The 17939-nt window shown below is 65.5% G+C and carries 16 protein-coding genes and 1 tRNA gene; 1 reads left to right on the top strand and 16 read right to left on the bottom strand.

The window, feature by feature from the left end; genetic code table 11:
* Positions 1-2: 2 nt before the first annotated feature.
* From VA599_RS05340 to VA599_RS05290, 11 genes are all read right to left on the bottom strand, one after another.
* Positions 3-608, bottom strand: coding sequence for a flavin prenyltransferase UbiX (locus VA599_RS05340; RefSeq protein ID WP_021476577.1), 606 nt, complete (start codon positions 606-608; stop codon positions 3-5).
* A gap of 54 nt (positions 609-662) precedes the next feature.
* Positions 663-1505: an RNase adapter RapZ gene (gene rapZ, locus VA599_RS05335; protein ID WP_031296203.1), complete on the bottom strand. Its 843-nt coding sequence runs from the start codon at positions 1503-1505 to the stop codon at positions 663-665.
* Positions 1486-2442 (bottom strand): HPr(Ser) kinase/phosphatase, encoded by a 957-nt coding sequence (gene hprK, locus VA599_RS05330; RefSeq protein WP_021476575.1) that lies wholly within the window; start codon positions 2440-2442, stop codon positions 1486-1488. The genes rapZ and hprK overlap by 20 nt, the downstream gene beginning before the upstream one ends.
* A complete protein-coding gene (ptsN, locus tag VA599_RS05325) occupies positions 2435-2896 on the bottom strand; it encodes a PTS IIA-like nitrogen regulatory protein PtsN (protein ID WP_021476574.1) in 462 nt (153 codons plus the stop codon). Before ptsN ends, hprK begins: the two co-directional genes overlap by 8 nt.
* Before the next feature lie 124 nt (positions 2897-3020).
* Positions 3021-3353 (bottom strand): ribosome hibernation-promoting factor, HPF/YfiA family, encoded by a 333-nt coding sequence (hpf, locus tag VA599_RS05320; RefSeq protein ID WP_021476573.1) that lies wholly within the window; start codon positions 3351-3353, stop codon positions 3021-3023.
* Between the two features lie 66 nt (positions 3354-3419).
* Positions 3420-4814 (bottom strand): RNA polymerase factor sigma-54, encoded by a 1395-nt coding sequence (locus tag VA599_RS05315; RefSeq protein ID WP_346787874.1) that lies wholly within the window; start codon positions 4812-4814, stop codon positions 3420-3422.
* 3 nt (positions 4815-4817) lie between these two features.
* Positions 4818-5546, bottom strand: a complete 729-nt coding sequence (gene lptB / locus VA599_RS05310; RefSeq protein WP_021476571.1) for an LPS export ABC transporter ATP-binding protein — start codon at positions 5544-5546, stop codon at positions 4818-4820.
* Positions 5543-6100 carry a lipopolysaccharide transport periplasmic protein LptA gene (lptA, locus tag VA599_RS05305; RefSeq protein ID WP_021476570.1) on the bottom strand — a complete coding sequence of 186 codons (558 nt, stop codon included), beginning with the start codon at positions 6098-6100 and terminating at the stop codon, positions 5543-5545. The genes lptB and lptA overlap by 4 nt, the downstream gene beginning before the upstream one ends.
* Positions 6090-6659: an LPS export ABC transporter periplasmic protein LptC gene (gene lptC / locus VA599_RS05300; protein WP_021476569.1), complete on the bottom strand. Its 570-nt coding sequence runs from the start codon at positions 6657-6659 to the stop codon at positions 6090-6092. Before lptC ends, lptA begins: the two co-directional genes overlap by 11 nt.
* Complete coding sequence (locus VA599_RS05295) at positions 6656-7180, bottom strand: KdsC family phosphatase (RefSeq protein ID WP_021476568.1); 525 nt, start codon at positions 7178-7180, stop codon at positions 6656-6658. The genes lptC and VA599_RS05295 overlap by 4 nt, the downstream gene beginning before the upstream one ends.
* A gap of 46 nt (positions 7181-7226) precedes the next feature.
* Positions 7227-8204, bottom strand: a complete 978-nt coding sequence (locus VA599_RS05290) for a KpsF/GutQ family sugar-phosphate isomerase (RefSeq protein ID WP_346787873.1) — start codon at positions 8202-8204, stop codon at positions 7227-7229.
* A gap of 110 nt (positions 8205-8314) precedes the next feature.
* Here VA599_RS05290 and VA599_RS05285 point away from each other — a divergent pair, with 110 nt between their 5' ends.
* On the top strand, positions 8315-10285 hold the full coding sequence (locus VA599_RS05285) for a cation:proton antiporter (RefSeq protein WP_021476566.1): 1971 nt from the start codon (positions 8315-8317) through the stop codon (positions 10283-10285).
* A 101-nt stretch (positions 10286-10386) separates the two neighbouring features.
* Here VA599_RS05285 and VA599_RS05280 read toward each other — a convergent pair whose 3' ends face one another.
* From VA599_RS05280 to VA599_RS05260, 5 genes are all read right to left on the bottom strand, one after another.
* A complete protein-coding gene (locus VA599_RS05280; RefSeq protein WP_021476565.1) occupies positions 10387-12537 on the bottom strand; it encodes an AsmA family protein in 2151 nt (716 codons plus the stop codon).
* 55 nt (positions 12538-12592) lie between these two features.
* Positions 12593-12666, bottom strand: a tRNA-Gly gene (locus VA599_RS05275).
* A 207-nt stretch (positions 12667-12873) separates the two neighbouring features.
* The gene (locus VA599_RS05270) at positions 12874-13773 is read right to left on the bottom strand and encodes an amino acid ABC transporter substrate-binding protein (RefSeq protein ID WP_346787872.1); all 900 of its coding nucleotides are present in this window, start codon (positions 13771-13773) and stop codon (positions 12874-12876) included.
* Positions 13774-13844: 71 nt separating this feature from the next.
* A complete protein-coding gene (locus VA599_RS05265) occupies positions 13845-15692 on the bottom strand; it encodes a methyl-accepting chemotaxis protein (RefSeq protein ID WP_081666008.1) in 1848 nt (615 codons plus the stop codon).
* A gap of 7 nt (positions 15693-15699) precedes the next feature.
* Entirely contained in the window at positions 15700-17685 is a 1986-nt protein-coding gene (locus tag VA599_RS05260; RefSeq protein ID WP_021476562.1) for a methyl-accepting chemotaxis protein, read from the bottom strand.
* Positions 17686-17939 lie beyond the last annotated feature (254 nt).

The following is a 17939-nucleotide window of genomic DNA, read 5'->3' as shown; positions in this document are numbered from 1 at the left end:
GCTCACTCTCCCCAGCGCGGTGTCAGCGTTTGCTCGACGCCCAGTTGATCGAGGATGCGGGAGACGACGAAGTCCACCATGTCGTCCACGCTCTTGGGATGGGTGTAGAAGCCGGGGGCGGGGGGCAGGATCACCACCCCCAGGCGCGCCAAATCCAGCATGTTTTCCAGGTGGATGGCGGACAGCGGCGTCTCACGCGGCACCAGCACCAGCTTGCGCTGCTCCTTGATGCAGACGTCGGCCGCGCGTTCGATCAGATTGTCGCTCATGCCGTGGCGGATGGCCGCCAGCGTGCCCATCGAACACGGGCAGACCACCATCGCGTCCGGCGGATTGGAGCCGGACGCCGCCGGCGCGAACCATTCCTCGCGGCCGTACACTTCCAGCTGGCCGTCGCCGGCGGGATAGCGGGCCTGCAGCCAGGCTTTCATTTCGGCCGGGCGCGAGGGCAGGGTCAGTTGCATTTCCTGCTTGGCCACCACCTGGGCGGCTTGGGAATACAGCACCCACACCCGCGCGCCAGCGGCGAGCAGGGCCTCGATCAGGCGCAGGCCGTAAGGCAGGCCCGAGGCGCCGGTGAGGGCGACGGTGACGGTCTTGCGGGTCATCGGCTTCTTTCTCCAGCCGGGCTGGACGGGCAGGGCGGCGGGCCCTGCCGATGGTCAGTGTTCGCGGTACAGCTGGCGGTGGCGGACCAATACCTGGCGGTCGGGGAAGGCGCGCGCCAGATTCTCGATGATGTACACCGAGCGGTGCTGGCCGCCGGTGCAGCCGACGGCCACCGTCAGGTAGCTGCGGTTTTCCTTGCCGTAGCAGGGCAGCCACTTGGCGATCATCGCCTGGATGTCGGCTATCATCTCGGCCACTTCCTGGTGGCCGGCGAAGAAGTCGATGATGGGTTGGTCGCGGCCGGTGAACGGGCGCAGCTGCGGATCGTAATAGGGATTGGGCAGGCAGCGGGCGTCAAAGACGAAATCGGCGTCCTGCGGCACGCCATGCTTGAAGCCGAACGATTCGAAGATCAGCGTCAGCTGGCTGCTGTCAGCGTCGACCAGTTCGCGCACCCAGCTTCTGAGGGCGTTGGCGGACAGTTCGCTGGTGTCGATGCGGGTGCCCAGCTCCAGCACCTCGGCCAGCATCTCCTGTTCCAGCAATATGCTTTCCTCCACCGTGATGCCGGTGTCGGACAGCGGGTGGCGGCGGCGGGTTTCGGAGAAGCGCTTGACCAGCGTTTCCGGCTTGGCTTCTAGGAACAGCAGGCGCACATCGATGCCCTGGGACTTCAGGGATTCCACCACCTTGGGCAGCGCGCCCAGCGTGGGGCCGGAGCGGGTGTCCACGCTGATGGCGATGTCCTTGTAGCCGAAGTCGGCGTACATCGCCATCGCTTCCGGCAGCATGGTGGCCGGCAGATTGTCCACGCAGTAGAAACCGGAATCCTCCAGCGCGCGCAGCGCCACCGACTTGCCGGAACCGGACAGGCCGCTAATCAATATCAGGCGCATTTTCCTGGTCTCGCAAGAAATTGGTGTGGCGTTCGATGAATTCGCGGGTGCTGTCGATGCCGCGCAGCTGCAGGATGTAGTTGCGCACGGCGGCCTCCACCAGCACCGCCAGGTTGCGGCCGGCGGCCACGGGCAGCACCACCTTGCGCACGGTGACGCCGATGATGTCCTGGGTTTCGGACTGGATGTTGAGCCGGTCCAGCGCCTGCATCGCCTGGTCGTTGGCCTTGACCAGATGGATGATCAGTTTCAGCACCTTCTTGGGGCGGACCGCGGTCTCGCCGAAGATGGTGCGGATGTTGAGGATGCCGAGGCCGCGCACTTCCAGAAAGTCGCGCAGCAGCGGCGGGCAGCGGCCTTCCAGCGTGTCCGGGCCGATGCGGTACAGCTCGACGGCGTCGTCGGCCACCATGCCGTGGCCGCGGGAGATCAACTCCAGCGCCAGCTCGCTCTTGCCCATCGCGGAATCGCCCATGATCAGCACGCCGATCTCGAATACGTCGAGGAACACGCCGTGCAGCACGGTGGACACCGCCAGCGCGCGGGCCAGGTAGATCCGCAGCACGTCCATCAGGTACGGGCTTTCCAGCGTGCTGCACATCAGGGGCACGTTGTGGCTGTGGCAGTAGTCGCGCAGCAGCCGGGGCACCGGCTGGTTGTTGGTGACCATCACCACCGACATGCTCTTGTGGAACAGCTGGTCCAGTGCGGTCTTGGCCGCCGACTGCTCCAGCTTGTTAAGGTAGTCGACCTCGGCGAGGCCCAGTACCTGCACCCGGTTGGGGTGGATGAAGTTCAGGTGGCCGACCAGGGCCAGCGTCGGGCGCTGGTCGTCGTTGCCGATCACGTTGTCGGAGCCGCCGGTGCCGGCGACCCAAGTCAGATTCAGCTTCTGCTGGTTTTCCTGATACAGCCGGCGCACGGTGATGCTAGGCATGGGGCGTCCATTCGCAAAGCAGCTTGTACAGTTCGTCGCGCGCGCCGGTGCCCAGCATCTGCTCGCGCATCTGGCGGCTGGAGAACAGCTGCGCCAGCTCCGACAGCACCTGCAGGTGCAGGTCGGTGGCGTGCTCGGGGACCAGCAGCACGAACAGGCATTGCACCGGCTTGCCGTCCGGCGCGTCGAAGGGAATGGGCGCCTTCAGGCGGATGAACACGCCGGTGGCTTCCTTGAGGCCGCGCGCGCGGCCGTGGGGAATGGCCACGCCCTGGCCGAGTCCGGTGGAGCCCAGTTTTTCACGGCTGAACAGGCTGTCGAAAACCTCGCTGCGGGCGATGCCGCGGGTGTTTTCCACGAGCAGCCCCACTTGTTCGAACACCCGCTTCTTGCTGGCGACGTCCAGATCCAGCAGGATATGGTCCGGGGTCAGGATCTTGCCGATGAGAGTCATGTTGGAGTATGCATGCGGCTCTTGGGGTGAAACTGTGAATTCTACGTTGCCTTGATAGTACTGAAAACCGGCAAGCGCAAAGAAAAACGGGAACCGTCAGGCTCCCGTTGTCTTCAGTCAGGCCTTACAGCGAGGCCTGGGTCTGAGACGCTTCGCCCGAGCCCACCGCGCGGTGCTCGGTCAGCTTTTCCTTGTACTTCAGGACTTGGCGGTCCAGCTTGTCCATCAGGACGTCGATGGCGGCGTAGAGGTCGGCCTCGGAAGCTTCGATGTGGATGTCCTTGCCGGACAGGTGCACATTGACTTCAGCCTTCTGGACCAGCTTGTCCACCGATAGGGTGACGGAGATATCGATCACGTGGTCGACATGGCGGGTAATGCGCTCGAGCTTGTTCTCGATGTATTCGCGCAGCGACGGGGTGACTTCCAGGTGCAGGCCAGTTACTTTGAGGTTCATACCCTAGCTCCTTCTGGTGTTGACCACCCGGTCGGGTTGCCGGGCGGCATTGTATGCTTGAGGCGCCTACAGTGCCTTGCGCAGATTCACCGCCGGAATCTGCATGGCTTCACGATACTTGGCTACGGTGCGTCTGGCAACCTGTATTCCCTGCTTGTCCAGCGCGTCGGCGATGGCGCTGTCGGACAGCGGCTTCGCGCGGTCCTCGGCGTCTATCATGCCGCGGATGTGGGCCTTGATCGCCGTGGCGGAGCACTCTCCGCCGCTTTCAGTTTCCAGCGAACTGCCGAAGAAATACTTGAGTTCGAACAAGCCCCGCGAACAAAGCAGATATTTCTGGCTGGTGGATCGGGAAACGGTGGATTCGTGCAGGCCCAGTTCTTCCGCGATGTCCCGCAGGATCAGCGGGCGCATCGCCACTTCGCCGTGCTCAAAGAACGATTGCTGGCGCTCAACGATAGCTTCCGCCACTTTGAGTATGGTGTCAAACCGTTGCTGGATGTTCTTGACCAGCCAGCGCGCCTCCTGCAAACGGCCGGACATTTCGCCTCCGGCGCGCTGGTCGGCCAGCATGCGCTCGTATAGCCGATTGACGCGCAGGCGGGGCATCGCCGCGCGGTTGAGCTCGGCCGCCCAGCGGCCGCGCAGCTTGCGCACGCTGATGTCGGGAATCACGTAATGGATGTCGCCGTGGCCGAAGCCGGTGGCCGGGTGCGGGTTGAGGCGGGCGATCAGCGCCTGCGCGCCGCGCAGCGCCGCGTCGTCGCAGCGCAGCAGCTTTTTCAGCCGGGCGTAGTCGCGGCCGCCCAGCAGGGCCAGGTGCTCGCGGACGATGGCCAGCGCCAGCGCGTACTCAGGCTCGCCGCCCTGCAGGCGCTGCAGCTGCAGCGTCAGCGACTCGGCCAGCGAGCGCGCGCCCACGCCTGCGGGGTCGAACTGCTGCAGCAGCCTGAGGCCCACCGCCAGCTCGTCGACTTCCAGCTCCAGTTCCAGCGGCAGGTTGCCGGCCAGCTCGTCCAGCTCCAGCGGCAGGTAGCCGTCGTCGTCCAGCTCCTCGATCAGCAGGCGCATCACCGCGCGGTCGCGGTCGGAGAGGGCGATCTCGCCCAGCTGCGTCAGCAGGTGCTCGCGCAGGCTGACCGGGCAGGGCACGTTGAGCATGGGGTCGAAGTCATTGTCGTCTCCCTTGCGGCTGCCGGCTCCCCAGTCCAGCAGTTCGCCGGCGCCGTCGTCGCGGCTGTCGGCGTCCTGGGCCGGGCTTTCCTGCTGTTCCGAGCTGTCGGGAGCGGCTTCGCCGTCGCGGGGCTCGTCGCCGCGTTCCAGCAGCGGATTGTCCAGCAGGAAGCGCTCCACCTCCGTTTGCAGGTCCAGCGTGGACAGTTGCAGCAGCTTGATCGATTGCTGCAGCTGCGGCGTCAGCGTCAGTTGCTGGGATACCTTGAGCTGAAGGGCCTGTTTCATCGTTTACAGATGGAAGTGCTCGCCGAGGTAGACCTCGCGCACTCTCTCGTTGTTGACTAGTTCTTCCGGCTCGCCGGAGGCCAGGACCGAGCCGTCGCTGATGATGTAGGCGCGGTCGCAGATGCGCAGCGTCTCGCGCACGTTGTGGTCGGTGATCAGCACGCCGATGCCGCGTTCCTTCAGGAAGGAGATGATCTTCTGGATGTCGATCACCGCGATCGGGTCCACGCCGGCGAAAGGCTCGTCCAGCAGGATGAAGCGGGGACGGGTGGCCAGCACGCGGGCGATCTCCACCCGGCGGCGCTCGCCGCCGGACAGCGACAGCGCGTTGCTGTCGCGCAGATGGCCGATGTTGAGGTCGTCCAGTAGCAGGTCCAGCTCTTTTTCCAGTTCCTTGCCCTTGAGGCCGGAGATTTCCAGGATGGCGGCGATGTTCTCTTCCACCGTCATGCGACGGAAGATGGAGGCCTCCTGCGGCAGGTAGCCGAGGCCGAGCTGGGCGCGTTGATGGATCGGGTAGTGGGTGATGGACGCGTCGTCCAGGCGGATGTCGCCGTCGTCGGCGCCGATCAGGCCGACGATCATGTAGAAGCTGGTGGTCTTGCCGGCGCCGTTGGGGCCGAGCAGGCCGACGACTTCGCCGCTCTCGATGCTGAGCGACACGTCCTTGACCACGGTGCGCTTCTTGAAGCGCTTTTTCAGATTGGTGACGGTGAGGGTGCTGTGCTTCATTGCGCGGCGGCTCCGGCGGCGGGCTTGGCGGCCGCCGGTTGCGACGCGGTGTTCTTCGGCTGCAGGATCACGGTGGTGCGCCCGCCCTTGCCGGCGTTGGCGCCGCCGCCCATCACCTGGTAGACCTCGCTCTGGGTGTCGTAGGTGATCACGTTGCCGATCACGAGGTCGCCGTTGCGCTTGACGCGGGCGTTGCCGGTCAGCACCGCGAAGTGCTTGGCGCTGTCGTAGTCCAGCTTGCTGGACTGGCCTTCGATCCAGCCGCTGTTGTTGTCCAGCTTCTGGCGGAAGGTGACGATGCGGCCGGTGGCCTGCAGCGTCTGGTTGCCTTGCGGGTCCTGGGTGGCGACCACCTTGTCGGCGTTCAGGCGCAGCGTGCCCTGGATCACCACCACGTTGCCGGTGCAGGTGGAGACGCCCTTGGTCTGCTCCATGGTGCAGCCGTTGTCGCTGGTGATCTCGATGGGCTTGGTTTTGTCTGCCTGTTCGGCGTGAGCCAGCGCGGAGGCGGACAGCAGCAGGCCGGCCAGCAGGATGCGGGAGTTATTTGGCATAGACGATCTTGGTCTTGGAATACAGATTGAGCAGGCCCTGCGACTCCAGATAGCTGAAGCCGATGGAGTTGGCGACCGAGTTGCCTTGGTAGATCACCGACGGCGCCTTGGAGCTGGCGAAGCGCTTGCCGGTATCGACGAACATCGCGCTGCTGACCAGCCGGGTTTCGGGCTGCTTGCTGTCTGCGGGTTTGATCAAAACGACTTTCTTGTCGAAGTAGGCCTGCTGGCTCTTGTTGTTGTAGCGGCCGGTTTCGCCGGTCACATGGTATTGCAGCACGCCCTGCTGGTACTGGTACAGGTCGGGGTTCTCGAAATAGGCGTCGGGCTTGCCAGGGTACTGCCACATGCGGGTGGCGATCAGCCGGTCCATCAGCTTGCCTTGCTTGTCGTAGCGGGTGGCGATCATGTTTTCCGCCACGTACTCGGGCTTGTCCGGGTCGAGTTCGCGGCGGTGGCTGTCCCAGCGCGAAATCTGGTCCAGCCATATCGTCAGCAGCGCGGTCAGTCCGACCAGCAGCACCGGGAACAGGCGATGGGAGCGCAGCAGCTTGATCATGCCAGATACCGGGCGAGCACGCCTTCGAACGTGCCCTGGGCCTGCATGATCAGCTCGGCCAGCTCGCGCACCGCGCCGTGGCCGCCGGAATTGCCGGTCACGTAGTGGCAATGCTGACGCACCTGCGGCGGAGCCTCGGGCACCGCGACCGCCAGGCCGACCCGGGTCAGGATGGGCAGGTCGATCAGGTCGTCGCCGATGAACGCGCATTGCTCGGCGGACAGGCCGGTCTTGTCCAGCAGCTCGGCCAGCGCGACTTTCTTGTCGTGGACGCCGCCATAGTAGTGGTCGATCTTCAGCGCCTGGGCGCGGTGCTCGACGCAGCGGTCGGCGCGGCCGGAAATGATGGCCAGCTGCACGCCTGTGCCTTGCAGCAGGCGCAGGCCGAGGCCGTCCTGCACGTAGAACGACTTGCTCTCTTCGCCGCGGGCGTCGTAGTAGATGCGGCCGTCGGTCATCACGCCGTCCACATCCATGATCAGCAGTTTCACCTTGCGGGCCTGCTCGGAAATCATACGCATTGCTTGATCCTTGCCGCCGCCAGTCGCTGGGACTGGCCGGCTGGTTTTAAAACACGCCGGCGCGCAGCAGGTCGTGCATGTGCAGCACGCCGGCCAGCTTGCCCTGGGCGTCGACGACCACCAGGCTGGTGATCTGGTGTTGTTTCATCAGGAAGCCGGCTTCCGCCGCCAGCTTGTCCGGCTGGATGGACCGCGGCTTGCGGCCCATCACCTCATCTATCTTCAGGCGGTAGACGTCCACGCCCTTTTCCAGCGTGCGGCGCAGGTCGCCGTCGGTGTAGATGCCGTGGAGCGTGCCGTCGGCTTCGCTGACCGTGACCATGCCCAGCCGCTTCTGCGACATTTCCAGCAGCGCGTCCTTCAGCAGCGTGCCCGGCGCCACCCGCGGCAGATCGCCGCCGGCGTGCATCAGGTCCTTCACGTGCACCAGCAGGCGTCGGCCCAGGCTGCCGCCCGGGTGGGACAGCGCGAAATCGCTCTGGCCGAAGCCGCGCGCCTCCATCAGCGTGACGGCCAGCGCGTCGCCCAGCGCCATCTGCGCGGTGGTGCTGGTGGTCGGGGCCAGGTTCAGCGGACACGCTTCGCGCTCGACATGCGTGTGCAGCAGGATGTCCGCGGCCTGGGACAGCGTGGACTCGGACCGGCCGGTCACCGCGATCAGCTTGCCGCCCTTCAGCTTCAGCGCCGGCAGCAGCGACACCACTTCGGCTGATTCGCCGGAGTTGGACAGCGCGATCACCACGTCGTCCCCGGTGATCATGCCCAGGTCGCCGTGGGCGGCCTCGGCCGGATGCACGAAGAAGGCCGGCGTTCCGGTGCTGGCCAGCGTGGCGGCGATCTTGCGCCCCACGTGGCCGGACTTGCCCATGCCGGTGACGATCACGCGGCCCTCGCAGGACAGGATGATCTCCACAGCCTCCAGGAAGTCGCCGTTCAGGCGTTCGGCCAGAGTGTTCAGCGCGGCCGCTTCTTCATGCAGCACTTCGCGCGCCGCTTCCAGCCGGCTGGTGTGATTTTTTTCCATAAGGCAAAAGTATATCAAAGGTTATAATCGATTGACGCGGGTGCTGGTGCAAGTTTTGCTTGGCGGTCGTGTTTTCCGTTGCCAATCGTATCCTGGAGCCCCGATCGCCGATGCATTCCATGGCCCCCATCGTCCTTGTCCTGTTGGCCGCCGTGCTGGTGGTCACCTTGTGCCGAAGCCTGAAGGTGCCGGCCATGCTCGGCTATCTGGTGGTGGGCTTCCTGACCGGTCCAGGGGTGATGAACCTGATCCCGCAGGGCAAGGAAACCGCCTTTCTCGGCGAAATCGGCATCGTGTTCATGATGTTCAGCATCGGCCTGGAGTTTTCCCTGCCCAGGCTGAGGGCGATGCGGCAACTGGTGTTCGGCGTGGGCTTCGCCCAGGTGGCGCTCACCATGCTGCTGGTGGCGATGGCCATCGCTTATCTGACCGGTAGCCCGCTGACTGGTTTCGCCGTCGGCGGCGCCTTGGCGATGTCGTCCACCGCCATCGTCAGCAAGCTGCTGGCGGAAAGACTGGAGCTGAACCAGCCGCACGGCCAACTGGCGATAGGCGTGCTGCTGTTCCAGGACATCGCCGTGGTGCCGCTGCTGATCATGCTGCCGGCCTTCGCCGGCGGCAGCGATACGCTGTGGCTGGACCTGGCCAAGGCCGGCGGCAAGGTGCTGGTGGTGCTGGCGCTGCTGCTGTTTTTCGGCCAGCGCCTGGTGCGGCCGTGGTTCCACCTGGTGGCGCGCCAGCGTTCCGGCGAGCTGTTCATGATCAACGTGCTGCTGGTGACGCTGGGCATCGCCTGGATGACCGAGCTCTCTGGCCTCAGTCTGGCGCTGGGGGCTTTCGTCGCCGGCATGCTGATCTCGGAAACCGAGTACCGCTACCAGGTGGAAGAGGACATCAAGCCCTTCCGCGACATCCTGCTGGGCTTCTTCTTCATCACCGTGGGCATGAAGCTGGAATTGTCGGTGCTGTTCGGCCGCTTCGGCGATGTGCTGCTGTTGCTGGTATTGTTGCTGCCGCTGAAGCTGGCGGTGGTGTTCGGTCTGGGCCGGCTATTCGGCCATCGTTCCAATGATGCGATGCGTGCGGCGCTGGCGCTGGCGCAGGGCGGTGAGTTCGGCTTCGTGTTGTTGTCGCTGGCGCTGAGCCTGAATCTGGTGGCCGCGCCCATGGCCCAGGCGGCCATAGCCGCCATCCTGATCTCGATGCTGGTGGCGCCTTTCCTGATCATGCACGGCGAGCGCATCACCCGCAGGTTGATCAAGCAGGACTGGATGCTGCAGTCGCTGGATCTGCACCAGATGCTGGTGGCTGGCATGAGCAAGGACGAGCACGTGCTGATCTGCGGCTACGGCCGTAGCGGCCAGGCTTTGGCCCGGCTGCTGGAAACCGAGAAGATCAATACCTTTGCGCTGGACATGGATCCGGAGCGGGTGCGCGAGGCGGGTGAGGCTGGCGACCAGGTGGTGTTCGGCGACGCCGGCAAGAAGGAGGTGCTGCTTGCCGCCGGCCTGATGCGGGCCAAGGTGGTGGTGGTGACCTTCGCCGACACCCACGCCGCGCTGCGCATTTTGCACACGGTGCGGGAAGTGCGGCCGGAATTGCCGGTGATCGTGCGCACGATAGACGAGAGCGAGCTGGACGTGTTGCGCCAGGCCGGCGCCGACGAGGTGGTGGCCGAGGTGATGGAGGGCAGCCTGATGCTGGCCTCGCAGGCGCTGCTGGAGGCGGGCGTGCCGCCCAGCCGCGTGCTGCGGCGCATCCGCGCGGTGCGGGAGGAGCGCTACGACCTGTTCCGCGGCTTTTTCCGCGGCAGCAGCGACGAGACGGAGAGCCTGGAAGAGTCGCTGGTGCCCCGTTTGCTGAGCGTGCAGGTGTGCGGCGGCGCGGCGGCCATCGGCCAGCCGCTGGGCGCGCTGGGCCTGGCCGGCCTGGGCGTGGAGCTGAAGGCGATCCGTCGCAACCGCGTGCGCCGCACCGATTTCGACGATAGTTTCGAAATCTCACCGGACGACGTGATGGTGCTGCTGGGCACGCCGGAACAGCTGGCGCTGGCGGAGTCCCGGATCCTGCAGGGCGATTGAGCTCGGTCAGATTAAGAGAAGACCTGATTTCGCGCGGCGCGCAGGACGCGCCGGCAACAAAAAGCCCCGGGAAGCCGGGGCTTTTTGTTTGAGCCTGGGGTTCAGGGCAGGATGGTGGTGATCTGCTTCTGCAATTGCTGTTTCAGCGCTTGCTGCTTTTCGCCCTCGGTCTTCTTGCCCTTGACCAGCGCGTTGAAGTCCAGCGCGTACACCGGCGCATTGAGCGGGCCGGTGATCTTCAGCGGCACGTTGACGCCTTTCAGCCGGACGAACTCCTGTGGATTGGCCTGCACGTCCATCGTGTAGTCGACGATGCTCTGCTTCAGGTCCACCTTGCCGCCGCCGTTGACGTTGACCAGCTGCGAGGCCAGCTTCAGGTCCTGGCTGCGCGCCACGCCGCTGTCCAGCTTGAAGCTGGTGGACAGCGTGGAGAAGGTGGTCTTCTGGTCGTTTTGCGCGGCGCCGTTCCATTCTTTCAGCTCGGCCGGCAGGTTCTTCAGCGCGGCCACCAGGTCGATGCCGGTCAGCGCGCCGTTGTTGAGGCTGAAGGAGGCGTCGCCGTTGAGCGTGCTGCGCAGCTCGGCGAAGGACTTGCCGTCGGCGTTGATGTCGATCTTGCCGTTGCCTTTGCCGTCCAGGCGGTTGAAGTTGAACAGGTCCGCCAGCAACGGGCGGATCTTCATGCCCTGCAGCGTCTGCTTCACTTGCAGGTGCGGCACGTCGCGCCGGCTCAGCGAGGCGTCGCCTTGCAGGCGGCCGTCGTAGATGTCGGCGGACATCTGGTCCAGCTCCAGCGCGCGCGGGTTGATGCGCACATTGCTGGTGATGTGGTTGATGCGGAAGCGGCCCATCGCCAACTCGCCGACTTCCACCTTGCCGTTCAGGTCGAAGAAGTCCAGCCAGTCCAGCGGGATTTCGTTGGTGTTCTGGAAGATGGCCACCGGATCGCCCTGGGTTTCGGGCAGGTAGCGGTTCAGGTCCAGCTTGCCGATGGACAGCATCGCTTCGTGGCGCGGCTTGATCAGGCCGTACTGGCTCAGCGTGGCCGACACGTCGGAGCCGTCCAGCTTGCCGGCGACGCGCAGATTGAAGCGCGGCTCGTCGATGTCGCCGTCCAGCGCGCCTTCCATGCTGGCCACCAGGCGGCCGCGCGGCAGTGCCGGCGTGGTGATGGTGCTGGTCAGCTTCAGCGGCTGCATCAGCAGCTGGTTCATGCCGGCCAGCGACAGCGGCGCGTTCAGCTTGACGTTGACCTTGCTGGAGCCGGCCAGCCAGTTGAACTCGCCGTCCAGCTTGTCGGCGTAGAGGCCGCTCTCGCTCAGCTTCAGATTGTCCAGCGCCGCCTGCAACTGGTACTGGCTGCGGGCGTAGCTGAGCTTGGCGCTGAGGGTGCCGGACGGCATGGTCAGTTCGCGCAGGCTGGCGTTGATTTGCGGCAGGGTCAGCTTGACCTCGCTGCTGGGACGCTCGCTGGTGAAGCTGACGGTGACGTCGCTGCCGGTGGCTTGCAGCGACGCGAAGTTGAGCTTGTACTGGCCGGCGACGGTCAATTTGGTTTCGCCCAGGCCCGGAATGGTGCTGATCGCCACCGCCTCCAGTTCGGGCAGGCTGACTTGGTCGTCCTGTATCGCCAGCGGGGTGGTCAGCGCCAGGCGCACCGGACGCTTGTCGTCGTCCAGGATGGCGCCGAAGCTGACGTCGGCGGTGCCGCGCAGGTTGTCGGCGTCCAGGCTGATGCTGGCCAGGCGTTTGTCGGTGTGGGTGAGCTGGTCGGACAGCAGCAGCGTGCCTTCGCGCATGGTCAGCCGGTCCAGCTTGAGGATGTAGCTGTCCTGGCGGCGGCGCTGGAACAGGTCGGCGATGTTCAGTTGTCCGTCCAGGCCGCGGCTGACGCCGGCGCTGGGGCCGTACAGATCCAGCGCCTTGACTTCGCGGTTGCCCAGCAGCAGCGGCAGCCAGGCCAGCGACACGCGCAGCATTTCCACGCGAGCGAAAGCGTCGGGCTTGCCGGGCTCGCTGATGCTGAGTTTTTCTATTTCAATGCCGGGATAGGGGAAAACCTGGGGCGTGATGCGGCCGTCGATGCGGACGCTGCGCCCGGTGTCTTGCAGGGCATGGGTCAGGCTGCCGCGCACGGCGGCTTCGTCGAATTGCCAGTAGATCAGCGCTCGGATCAATACCAGCAGCAGGACCACGGCCAGGGTGCCGTAGGTCGCGATTCTTAGCCACAGCCGGCCGGAGTTCAATTTCATCGGGATCGCTCGGAGAGGCCATGCATGGAGTTGTCTGGGAGATGCGGGAAGCCTGTGGAGCGGGTGAAGGGAATCGAACCCTCGTCGTAAGCTTGGGAAGCTTCTGCTCTACCATTGAGCTACACCCGCGCGCTTCTAGAGCCGACGAATTTAGCGGGTTTCGCCAGGATTGGCAAGATTTTGCGGCGCAGCAAAATCACCATTCGGGTTCGATTTCGCCAGGTGTGTGCGTTTTGTTTTTCTAAGCATTTGATGCAAAAGGGTTTGCTAGGGGCGGGACGGGCTCCGCGCGGGAGGGGTGGCAAAGCTGCCGCGGCCGGGGCGGGACCCTCGTTGTCAGCGGCCTGGCCGGTACCATAGCCTGGCGTCGTCCAGCGGGGTGTCTTTCGGCAGCATCGGATTTTCCAGCCGGATCAGCGTCCGGTTGTCCAGCTCGGCGCGCCGTATCGCCGCGCCGTAATGCTGCAGGAAAAATCGGTCGTAGGAGCCGTCCTTCAGCATCAGGCGCATGCCTTCCTCCACCCGTTTCGCCAGTTCGGCTCCGCGTTCGCGGTTGAAGAAAAAGTAATATGGCCACGGGTAGTAGAGCAGCAGGGTCTTGTCCACGGCCAGGCCGGGGTAGCTTGGCGAACGGCTGTCGAATTCGGAAAAAATCTCGCCGATGCCGCGTGGAAACAGGTCGAAGCGCTTCTTGTCCAGCATGGAGAACAGCAGTTCGTAGCCGGCTTCGGTCACCTTGATGCCGTTGTAGCGGTAGAGCGGGATGTCTCCCCAGCCCAGCCCCTGGCCGACGCGCAGCCGACGCAGGCCTGCCAGGTCGCGCACGTCGGCGACGGCTGCCTGGCGGTCGGCCGGGATCAGCGCGATCCGGTAGCCGAGCAAGCCCTTGTCCAGCGGGATGCGCACGGCCAGCATCTGCCGCTCTCGCTCTTCAGTGGTGGAGCTCCAGATCACGTCGAGATTGCCCTGCTGCAACTCCTGCAGGTAGCGGGACTCGTTCATGATCCGGGAGGAGGGCTGGAGCGCGGCGGGGCCGTATTTGGCGTTGGTGTGCTCGACGGCTTCGCGCAGCAAGTCGAGGTAGGGCTGGAAGCGGGTCTCGGATCCCTGTGGAAAGGCCGGATAGCGGATGAGCGCAGGCTCTCCCGCCGCCATCGCCGTCGCTGTCCATGCCGCGCATAGCAAGGCCGCCAGCCGCCGGCGGCCCGGGGTGGCGGGGCGCGTTCGGCGTTTCATTGAATCGTCGGTCGGGAGCGGCTTCATCGCGGCGAGGAGGGCTGGCATATCGTTAAGAGGCTGTTCGGGGTTCAGTTCCGCGTCGGTTGCTGGAAATACTCCATTTGCCGGCGCAGGCTGTCGGCGCGCTGGGCCGTTTCGTGCGCGGCAGCCGACAGCTCTTCGCTGGTGGCGGCGTTGTCCTGGGACAGATGGCTCAGGCCTTGCATCACCGAGGTGATGTTGCCGACCTGGCGGGCCTGGGTCGATGCGTCCCGGGAGATGCCTTCCACCAACTCCCGGGTTTCGCGGCTGGAGGCGACGATGGCGTCCAGGCTGGCGCCGGCGCTTTCCGCCAGTTGCACGCTGCGGGCGGCCACCTGGCCGATTTCCTTGGCGGCATCCTGGCTGCGTATCGCCAGCTTGCGCACTTCGTCGGCCACCACGGCGAAGCCTTTTCCCACCTCGCCGGCGCGCGCGGCCTCGATGGCGGCGTTGAGAGCCAGCAGATTGGTCTGGTAGGCGATGTCGTCGATGATGTCGGTGCGCTGGGCGATGCGGCGCATCGCCTGTATCGCCTCGCCGACCACGCGGTTGCCGGCGTCGGCCTGGTTGGCGGCTTCGTTGGCGATGTCGCCGGTATGGCTGGCCTGGTCGGCCATGTCGAACATCTGGCGGCTGATGTCGTTCACCGTCACGCAGGTCTGCTCGATGCTGGCCGAGGTGTCGCTGGCGCTGGCGGCCAGGCTTTGCGATGCGTTGTTCAGCTGCAGCGAGGCGTTGGCCACTGCGTCGGCGTCGGCCCGCACCTGCAGGATCACGGCCGACAGCTTCTCGCCCATCTTGCGGATGTGGGCGGCCAGGCTGCGCGTGTCGCGCCTGGCCAGCGGCAGTGTGAAATCCAGCTTGCCGTCGGCCAGCTCGCGCATGCCTTGCGCGACGTCGTCCGGCTCCGCGCCCAGCGTGCGGATGACATCGCGGGCCAGCAGGATGGACGCGCCGATCGGCAACAGCAAGGCCAGCAGGCCGGTCAGCGCCAGCCAGCCCTGGCGGCGGGCGCGTTCGGCCTGATCGGACGCGCGCTGGCGGATGTCTCCCAACAGTTGCCGTTGCAAGCTGTACAAGGCGTCGAGCCGCGCGCTGGCCGCCTGGAACCAGATGGCTGGACTAAGCCGCGGCTCCAGCGCGCCGGGTTCGCGCTCCAGCAGCGAGTCGCGCATGGCTTCGAAGTCGCGGGTGGACTGCAAGGCCTGGGCCAGCATGGAAGGATTGCCGCCATGCTGCAGATACAGCTGCTCGCACAGGGCTTCCTGCGACGTCACGCCGCTGACCCGGCGGACGTCGGCCACCGTCATCCGGCCCGAGGACAGCACGCCGTTGACCAGTCCCCGGGTCCGGCCGGTGTATTCGCTTTGGCACTGCAGCGCCGACCATTGCTGCACGCTGGCCCGGATGTCTTCGCTCTGCGCGTCGAACAGCGCGACCACGCCCGACAGCTGTTCTATCATCGCCGAATAAGCGGCGAACATCTCCAGTGGCGCGATGCGGTGGATATTGACGCTTGCCCGCAGGCGCTCAAGCTGGTCCGCGGCCGGCGCATTGCTGTCGATGAAGGCGCGCAGCCGGGGCTTCAGACCATCGCCCGGCTGCCGCCGCAGCTGGTCCAGCAGCGCGGAGGCTTCCGCGCGGCGCTGGCGCAGCGTGTCCGGCATCGGCGCGGAGGCGTTCAGATAGCCGTTGCTGAGGCCGCGCTCGCTTTGCAGCGCATGGATCAATCCGCCGATCAGCGCCGCGTTGTCCGCCAGCTTCACGTCCTGTTGCAACTGGTCCGCGGCATGCCGCCTATCCAGGGTGTAGGCGGCTGCGCCCGCCAGCAGCAACAGGGCCAGCGGCGCGGTGAGCAGCACCAGCTTGTGGACCAACTTCAAACGATGTGGCATGGCCGGGTCATTCCGCGAGATGCTTGAAACGGTCCACCAGGCGCACCAGTTCTCCGGCCGACGCGTTCAGCCGATCAGACAGCTTGGCCACCTCCTGCACCAGCGAGGCGTTGTCTTCGGCCAGTGAGGCGATCACGCTGATATTGGTGGCGACTTCGTTGCTGGCCGAGGTCTGTTCGGCCATCGCGGTGGCGGTGTCCTGGCTCTTGTCGGCGGCGTGGCCGGCTTCGGCGTGTATCTGCTCCAGATCGTCGACGGTGCGGCTGACCAGTTGCAGGCCGGATTCCATCCTGTCCTGCGCCTCCTGCATGTGATGGGCCGCGGTTTGCGTCTCGCCGCGGATGTCTTCGATCAGCGCGGTGATGTCCAGCGTTTCCTTGCCGGTGCGCTCGGCCAGCTTGCGCACCTCGTCGGCCACCACCGCGAAGCCGCGGCCCATCTCCCCGGCCCGCGCCGCCTCGATCGCCGCGTTCAGCGCCAGCAGATTGGTCTGGTCGGCGATCTCGCGGATGGCGGTGATGATGGAGCGGATGTCTTCGGACTTCCGCTGCAGCGACTCGATGCGGTTGCCGGCGTCGCCGAGCACCGACGAGGTCTGGTGCATGGCCGAGGTGGTGTCGCCCATGCGTTCGCGGCCGTCGTGGACGCTGCGCTGCATCTGCTGTGCCAGTGTCAGCGATTGCTGGGTGTTGTTGGTGACCGATTCTATGCCGGCGGACATTTGCTCGACGGCGGCGGCGATTTCGGTCGCCGACTGGCTTTGCGTTTCCGAGGCCTTGGCCGCCCGCTCCGCGATGTCCAGCATGCTGTTGGCGGCGTCCACCAGGGTGTGGGCGTTGCGGTTGACCTCGTTCAGCGTGTGCGCGAAGGCGTCCACCAGGTGGTCGAAGGCGTGCCCCATGCGGGCGATTTCGTCGTGGCCCTGGATCGTCGCCCGCGGGCGCAGATCGAAATCCTGGCTCATCGACGTCATCAGCACTTCCAGCCGCTGCACCGGCACGTGGATGCCGCGGTAGATGCCGAAACCCAGGCTGCACAGCAGCAGGATCACCAGCGCCGATCCGCCCAGCGTCAGCGCCAGGTCCGAGCGCGCCCGCGCCACCTTGACCGCCACCATCTGCGCCATTTGCCGCAGCAGCTGGTCCTGCCCGCCCTTCAGCGCGTCGATGCGCTTAGTGGTGGCCTGGAACCAAGCGGCCGGCGCTACGCCCACTGGTTGGCCCAGGACCTGGCCCATCACCTTGGCGCGCAGCGCCTGCACCGCGAGGCTTTCGTCGCCGCCGTCCAGCGCTTCCTTCTGGGCGCGGAGGGCATCGTCCGCTATCAGCTTGAACTGGCTGGCGCAGGCGTCCTGCTTGGCGATCAGGCTGGCGGCTTGCGCGTGGCTTTGCTGGTTGAGCACGCCTCCTTGCAGCAGGCCGTTGATGTAGCCGCGCTCCCGTCCAGCGAATTCCTTCTCGCATTGCAGATTGAGCAGGGCCATGGTACTGCGCAGCAGGTCGCCGTCGTTGTTGGCTTGCGCCAGCCGGGCGATAAGTCCGATCAAGCCATCGATGTCCTTGGAGTAGGCGGCGAAGGCATCCGGCGCCGCGATGCCGCGCTTTTCAATGTCCGCGCGCAACTGGGCCAGGCCTTGCAGCTGGCTGTTCAGCGCGCCCAGCGTCTCTTTCAGCCGGCTGTCGCCCAGCTCGCCGCTGGCGGAAGCGAAGCTGGCCAGCGATTTGTCGCCATTGGCGCGAGCCGCCTGCAAGGGAGGCGGCGGCGCGGCGGCTTGTCCGCTGAGGAAGCCGTTGCTGAGGCCGCGCTCGGTCTGGAGGTCGTGTATCAACTGGCTGGAGTCGCCGGCGATGGCGATCAGCCGGTCCGAGCGTTGCAACTCGTTCAGGGTTTGCAGGCGGTCGAGCGAGAGAATGCCGGCGAGGCCTACCAAGGCCAGGGAAAAGGGCAGCAGCAGCAATAACAGCTTGCTGGCGATCGATAGCCTGGACAACATGAGTTTCTCCCTTTGGGGGGGACGGCGGAATCCGGACGCGGCGGATGCGGGCATCGGATTTCACTATAGGCAAAGTTGCCGTTGCGGCTTTTGGTAGATGGAAATCCGCTTGAATCATTTGCGGCGCGATCGAGCGGAGTGGCACCGGGGCGTGGCGGTCTGATCCGGGAGGGAAGAAGGCGTTCCGGCATCCATGCGCCGTCATCGACCGGCCTGGTCCGGTCTTTGGGGGATGGCGAAAGCTGGGAGCGCAA

The organism is Chromobacterium indicum, assembly GCF_039708975.1.
In the GTDB taxonomy this organism is placed as follows: Bacteria; Pseudomonadota; Gammaproteobacteria; order Burkholderiales; family Chromobacteriaceae; genus Chromobacterium; species Chromobacterium piscinae.
The sequence above is the reverse complement of the archived record's forward strand: the minus strand, read 5'-3'. Positions and strand labels throughout refer to the sequence as shown.

Coding starts and splice junctions, on each gene's coding strand:
- hprK (WP_021476575.1), bottom strand. CDS start 2,442: ATGCCTAGCATCACCGTGCGCCGGCTGTATCAGGAAAACCAGCAGAAG.
- VA599_RS05315 (WP_346787874.1), bottom strand. CDS start 4,814: ATGAAACAGGCCCTTCAGCTCAAGGTATCCCAGCAACTGACGCTGACG.
- VA599_RS05265 (WP_081666008.1), bottom strand. CDS start 15,692: ATGCCACATCGTTTGAAGTTGGTCCACAAGCTGGTGCTGCTCACCGCG.
- lptC (WP_021476569.1), bottom strand. CDS start 6,659: ATGATCAAGCTGCTGCGCTCCCATCGCCTGTTCCCGGTGCTGCTGGTC.
- VA599_RS05280 (WP_021476565.1), bottom strand. CDS start 12,537: ATGAAATTGAACTCCGGCCGGCTGTGGCTAAGAATCGCGACCTACGGC.
- VA599_RS05260 (WP_021476562.1), bottom strand. CDS start 17,685: ATGTTGTCCAGGCTATCGATCGCCAGCAAGCTGTTATTGCTGCTGCTG.
- VA599_RS05270 (WP_346787872.1), bottom strand. CDS start 13,773: ATGAAACGCCGAACGCGCCCCGCCACCCCGGGCCGCCGGCGGCTGGCG.
- rapZ (WP_031296203.1), bottom strand. CDS start 1,505: ATGCGCCTGATATTGATTAGCGGCCTGTCCGGTTCCGGCAAGTCGGTG.
- VA599_RS05340 (WP_021476577.1), bottom strand. CDS start 608: ATGACCCGCAAGACCGTCACCGTCGCCCTCACCGGCGCCTCGGGCCTG.
- lptA (WP_021476570.1), bottom strand. CDS start 6,100: ATGCCAAATAACTCCCGCATCCTGCTGGCCGGCCTGCTGCTGTCCGCC.
- ptsN (WP_021476574.1), bottom strand. CDS start 2,896: ATGACTCTCATCGGCAAGATCCTGACCCCGGACCATATCCTGCTGGAT.
- VA599_RS05295 (WP_021476568.1), bottom strand. CDS start 7,180: ATGCGTATGATTTCCGAGCAGGCCCGCAAGGTGAAACTGCTGATCATG.
- hpf (WP_021476573.1), bottom strand. CDS start 3,353: ATGAACCTCAAAGTAACTGGCCTGCACCTGGAAGTCACCCCGTCGCTG.
- VA599_RS05290 (WP_346787873.1), bottom strand. CDS start 8,204: ATGGAAAAAAATCACACCAGCCGGCTGGAAGCGGCGCGCGAAGTGCTG.
- VA599_RS05285 (WP_021476566.1), top strand. CDS start 8,315: ATGCATTCCATGGCCCCCATCGTCCTTGTCCTGTTGGCCGCCGTGCTG.
- lptB (WP_021476571.1), bottom strand. CDS start 5,546: ATGAAGCACAGCACCCTCACCGTCACCAATCTGAAAAAGCGCTTCAAG.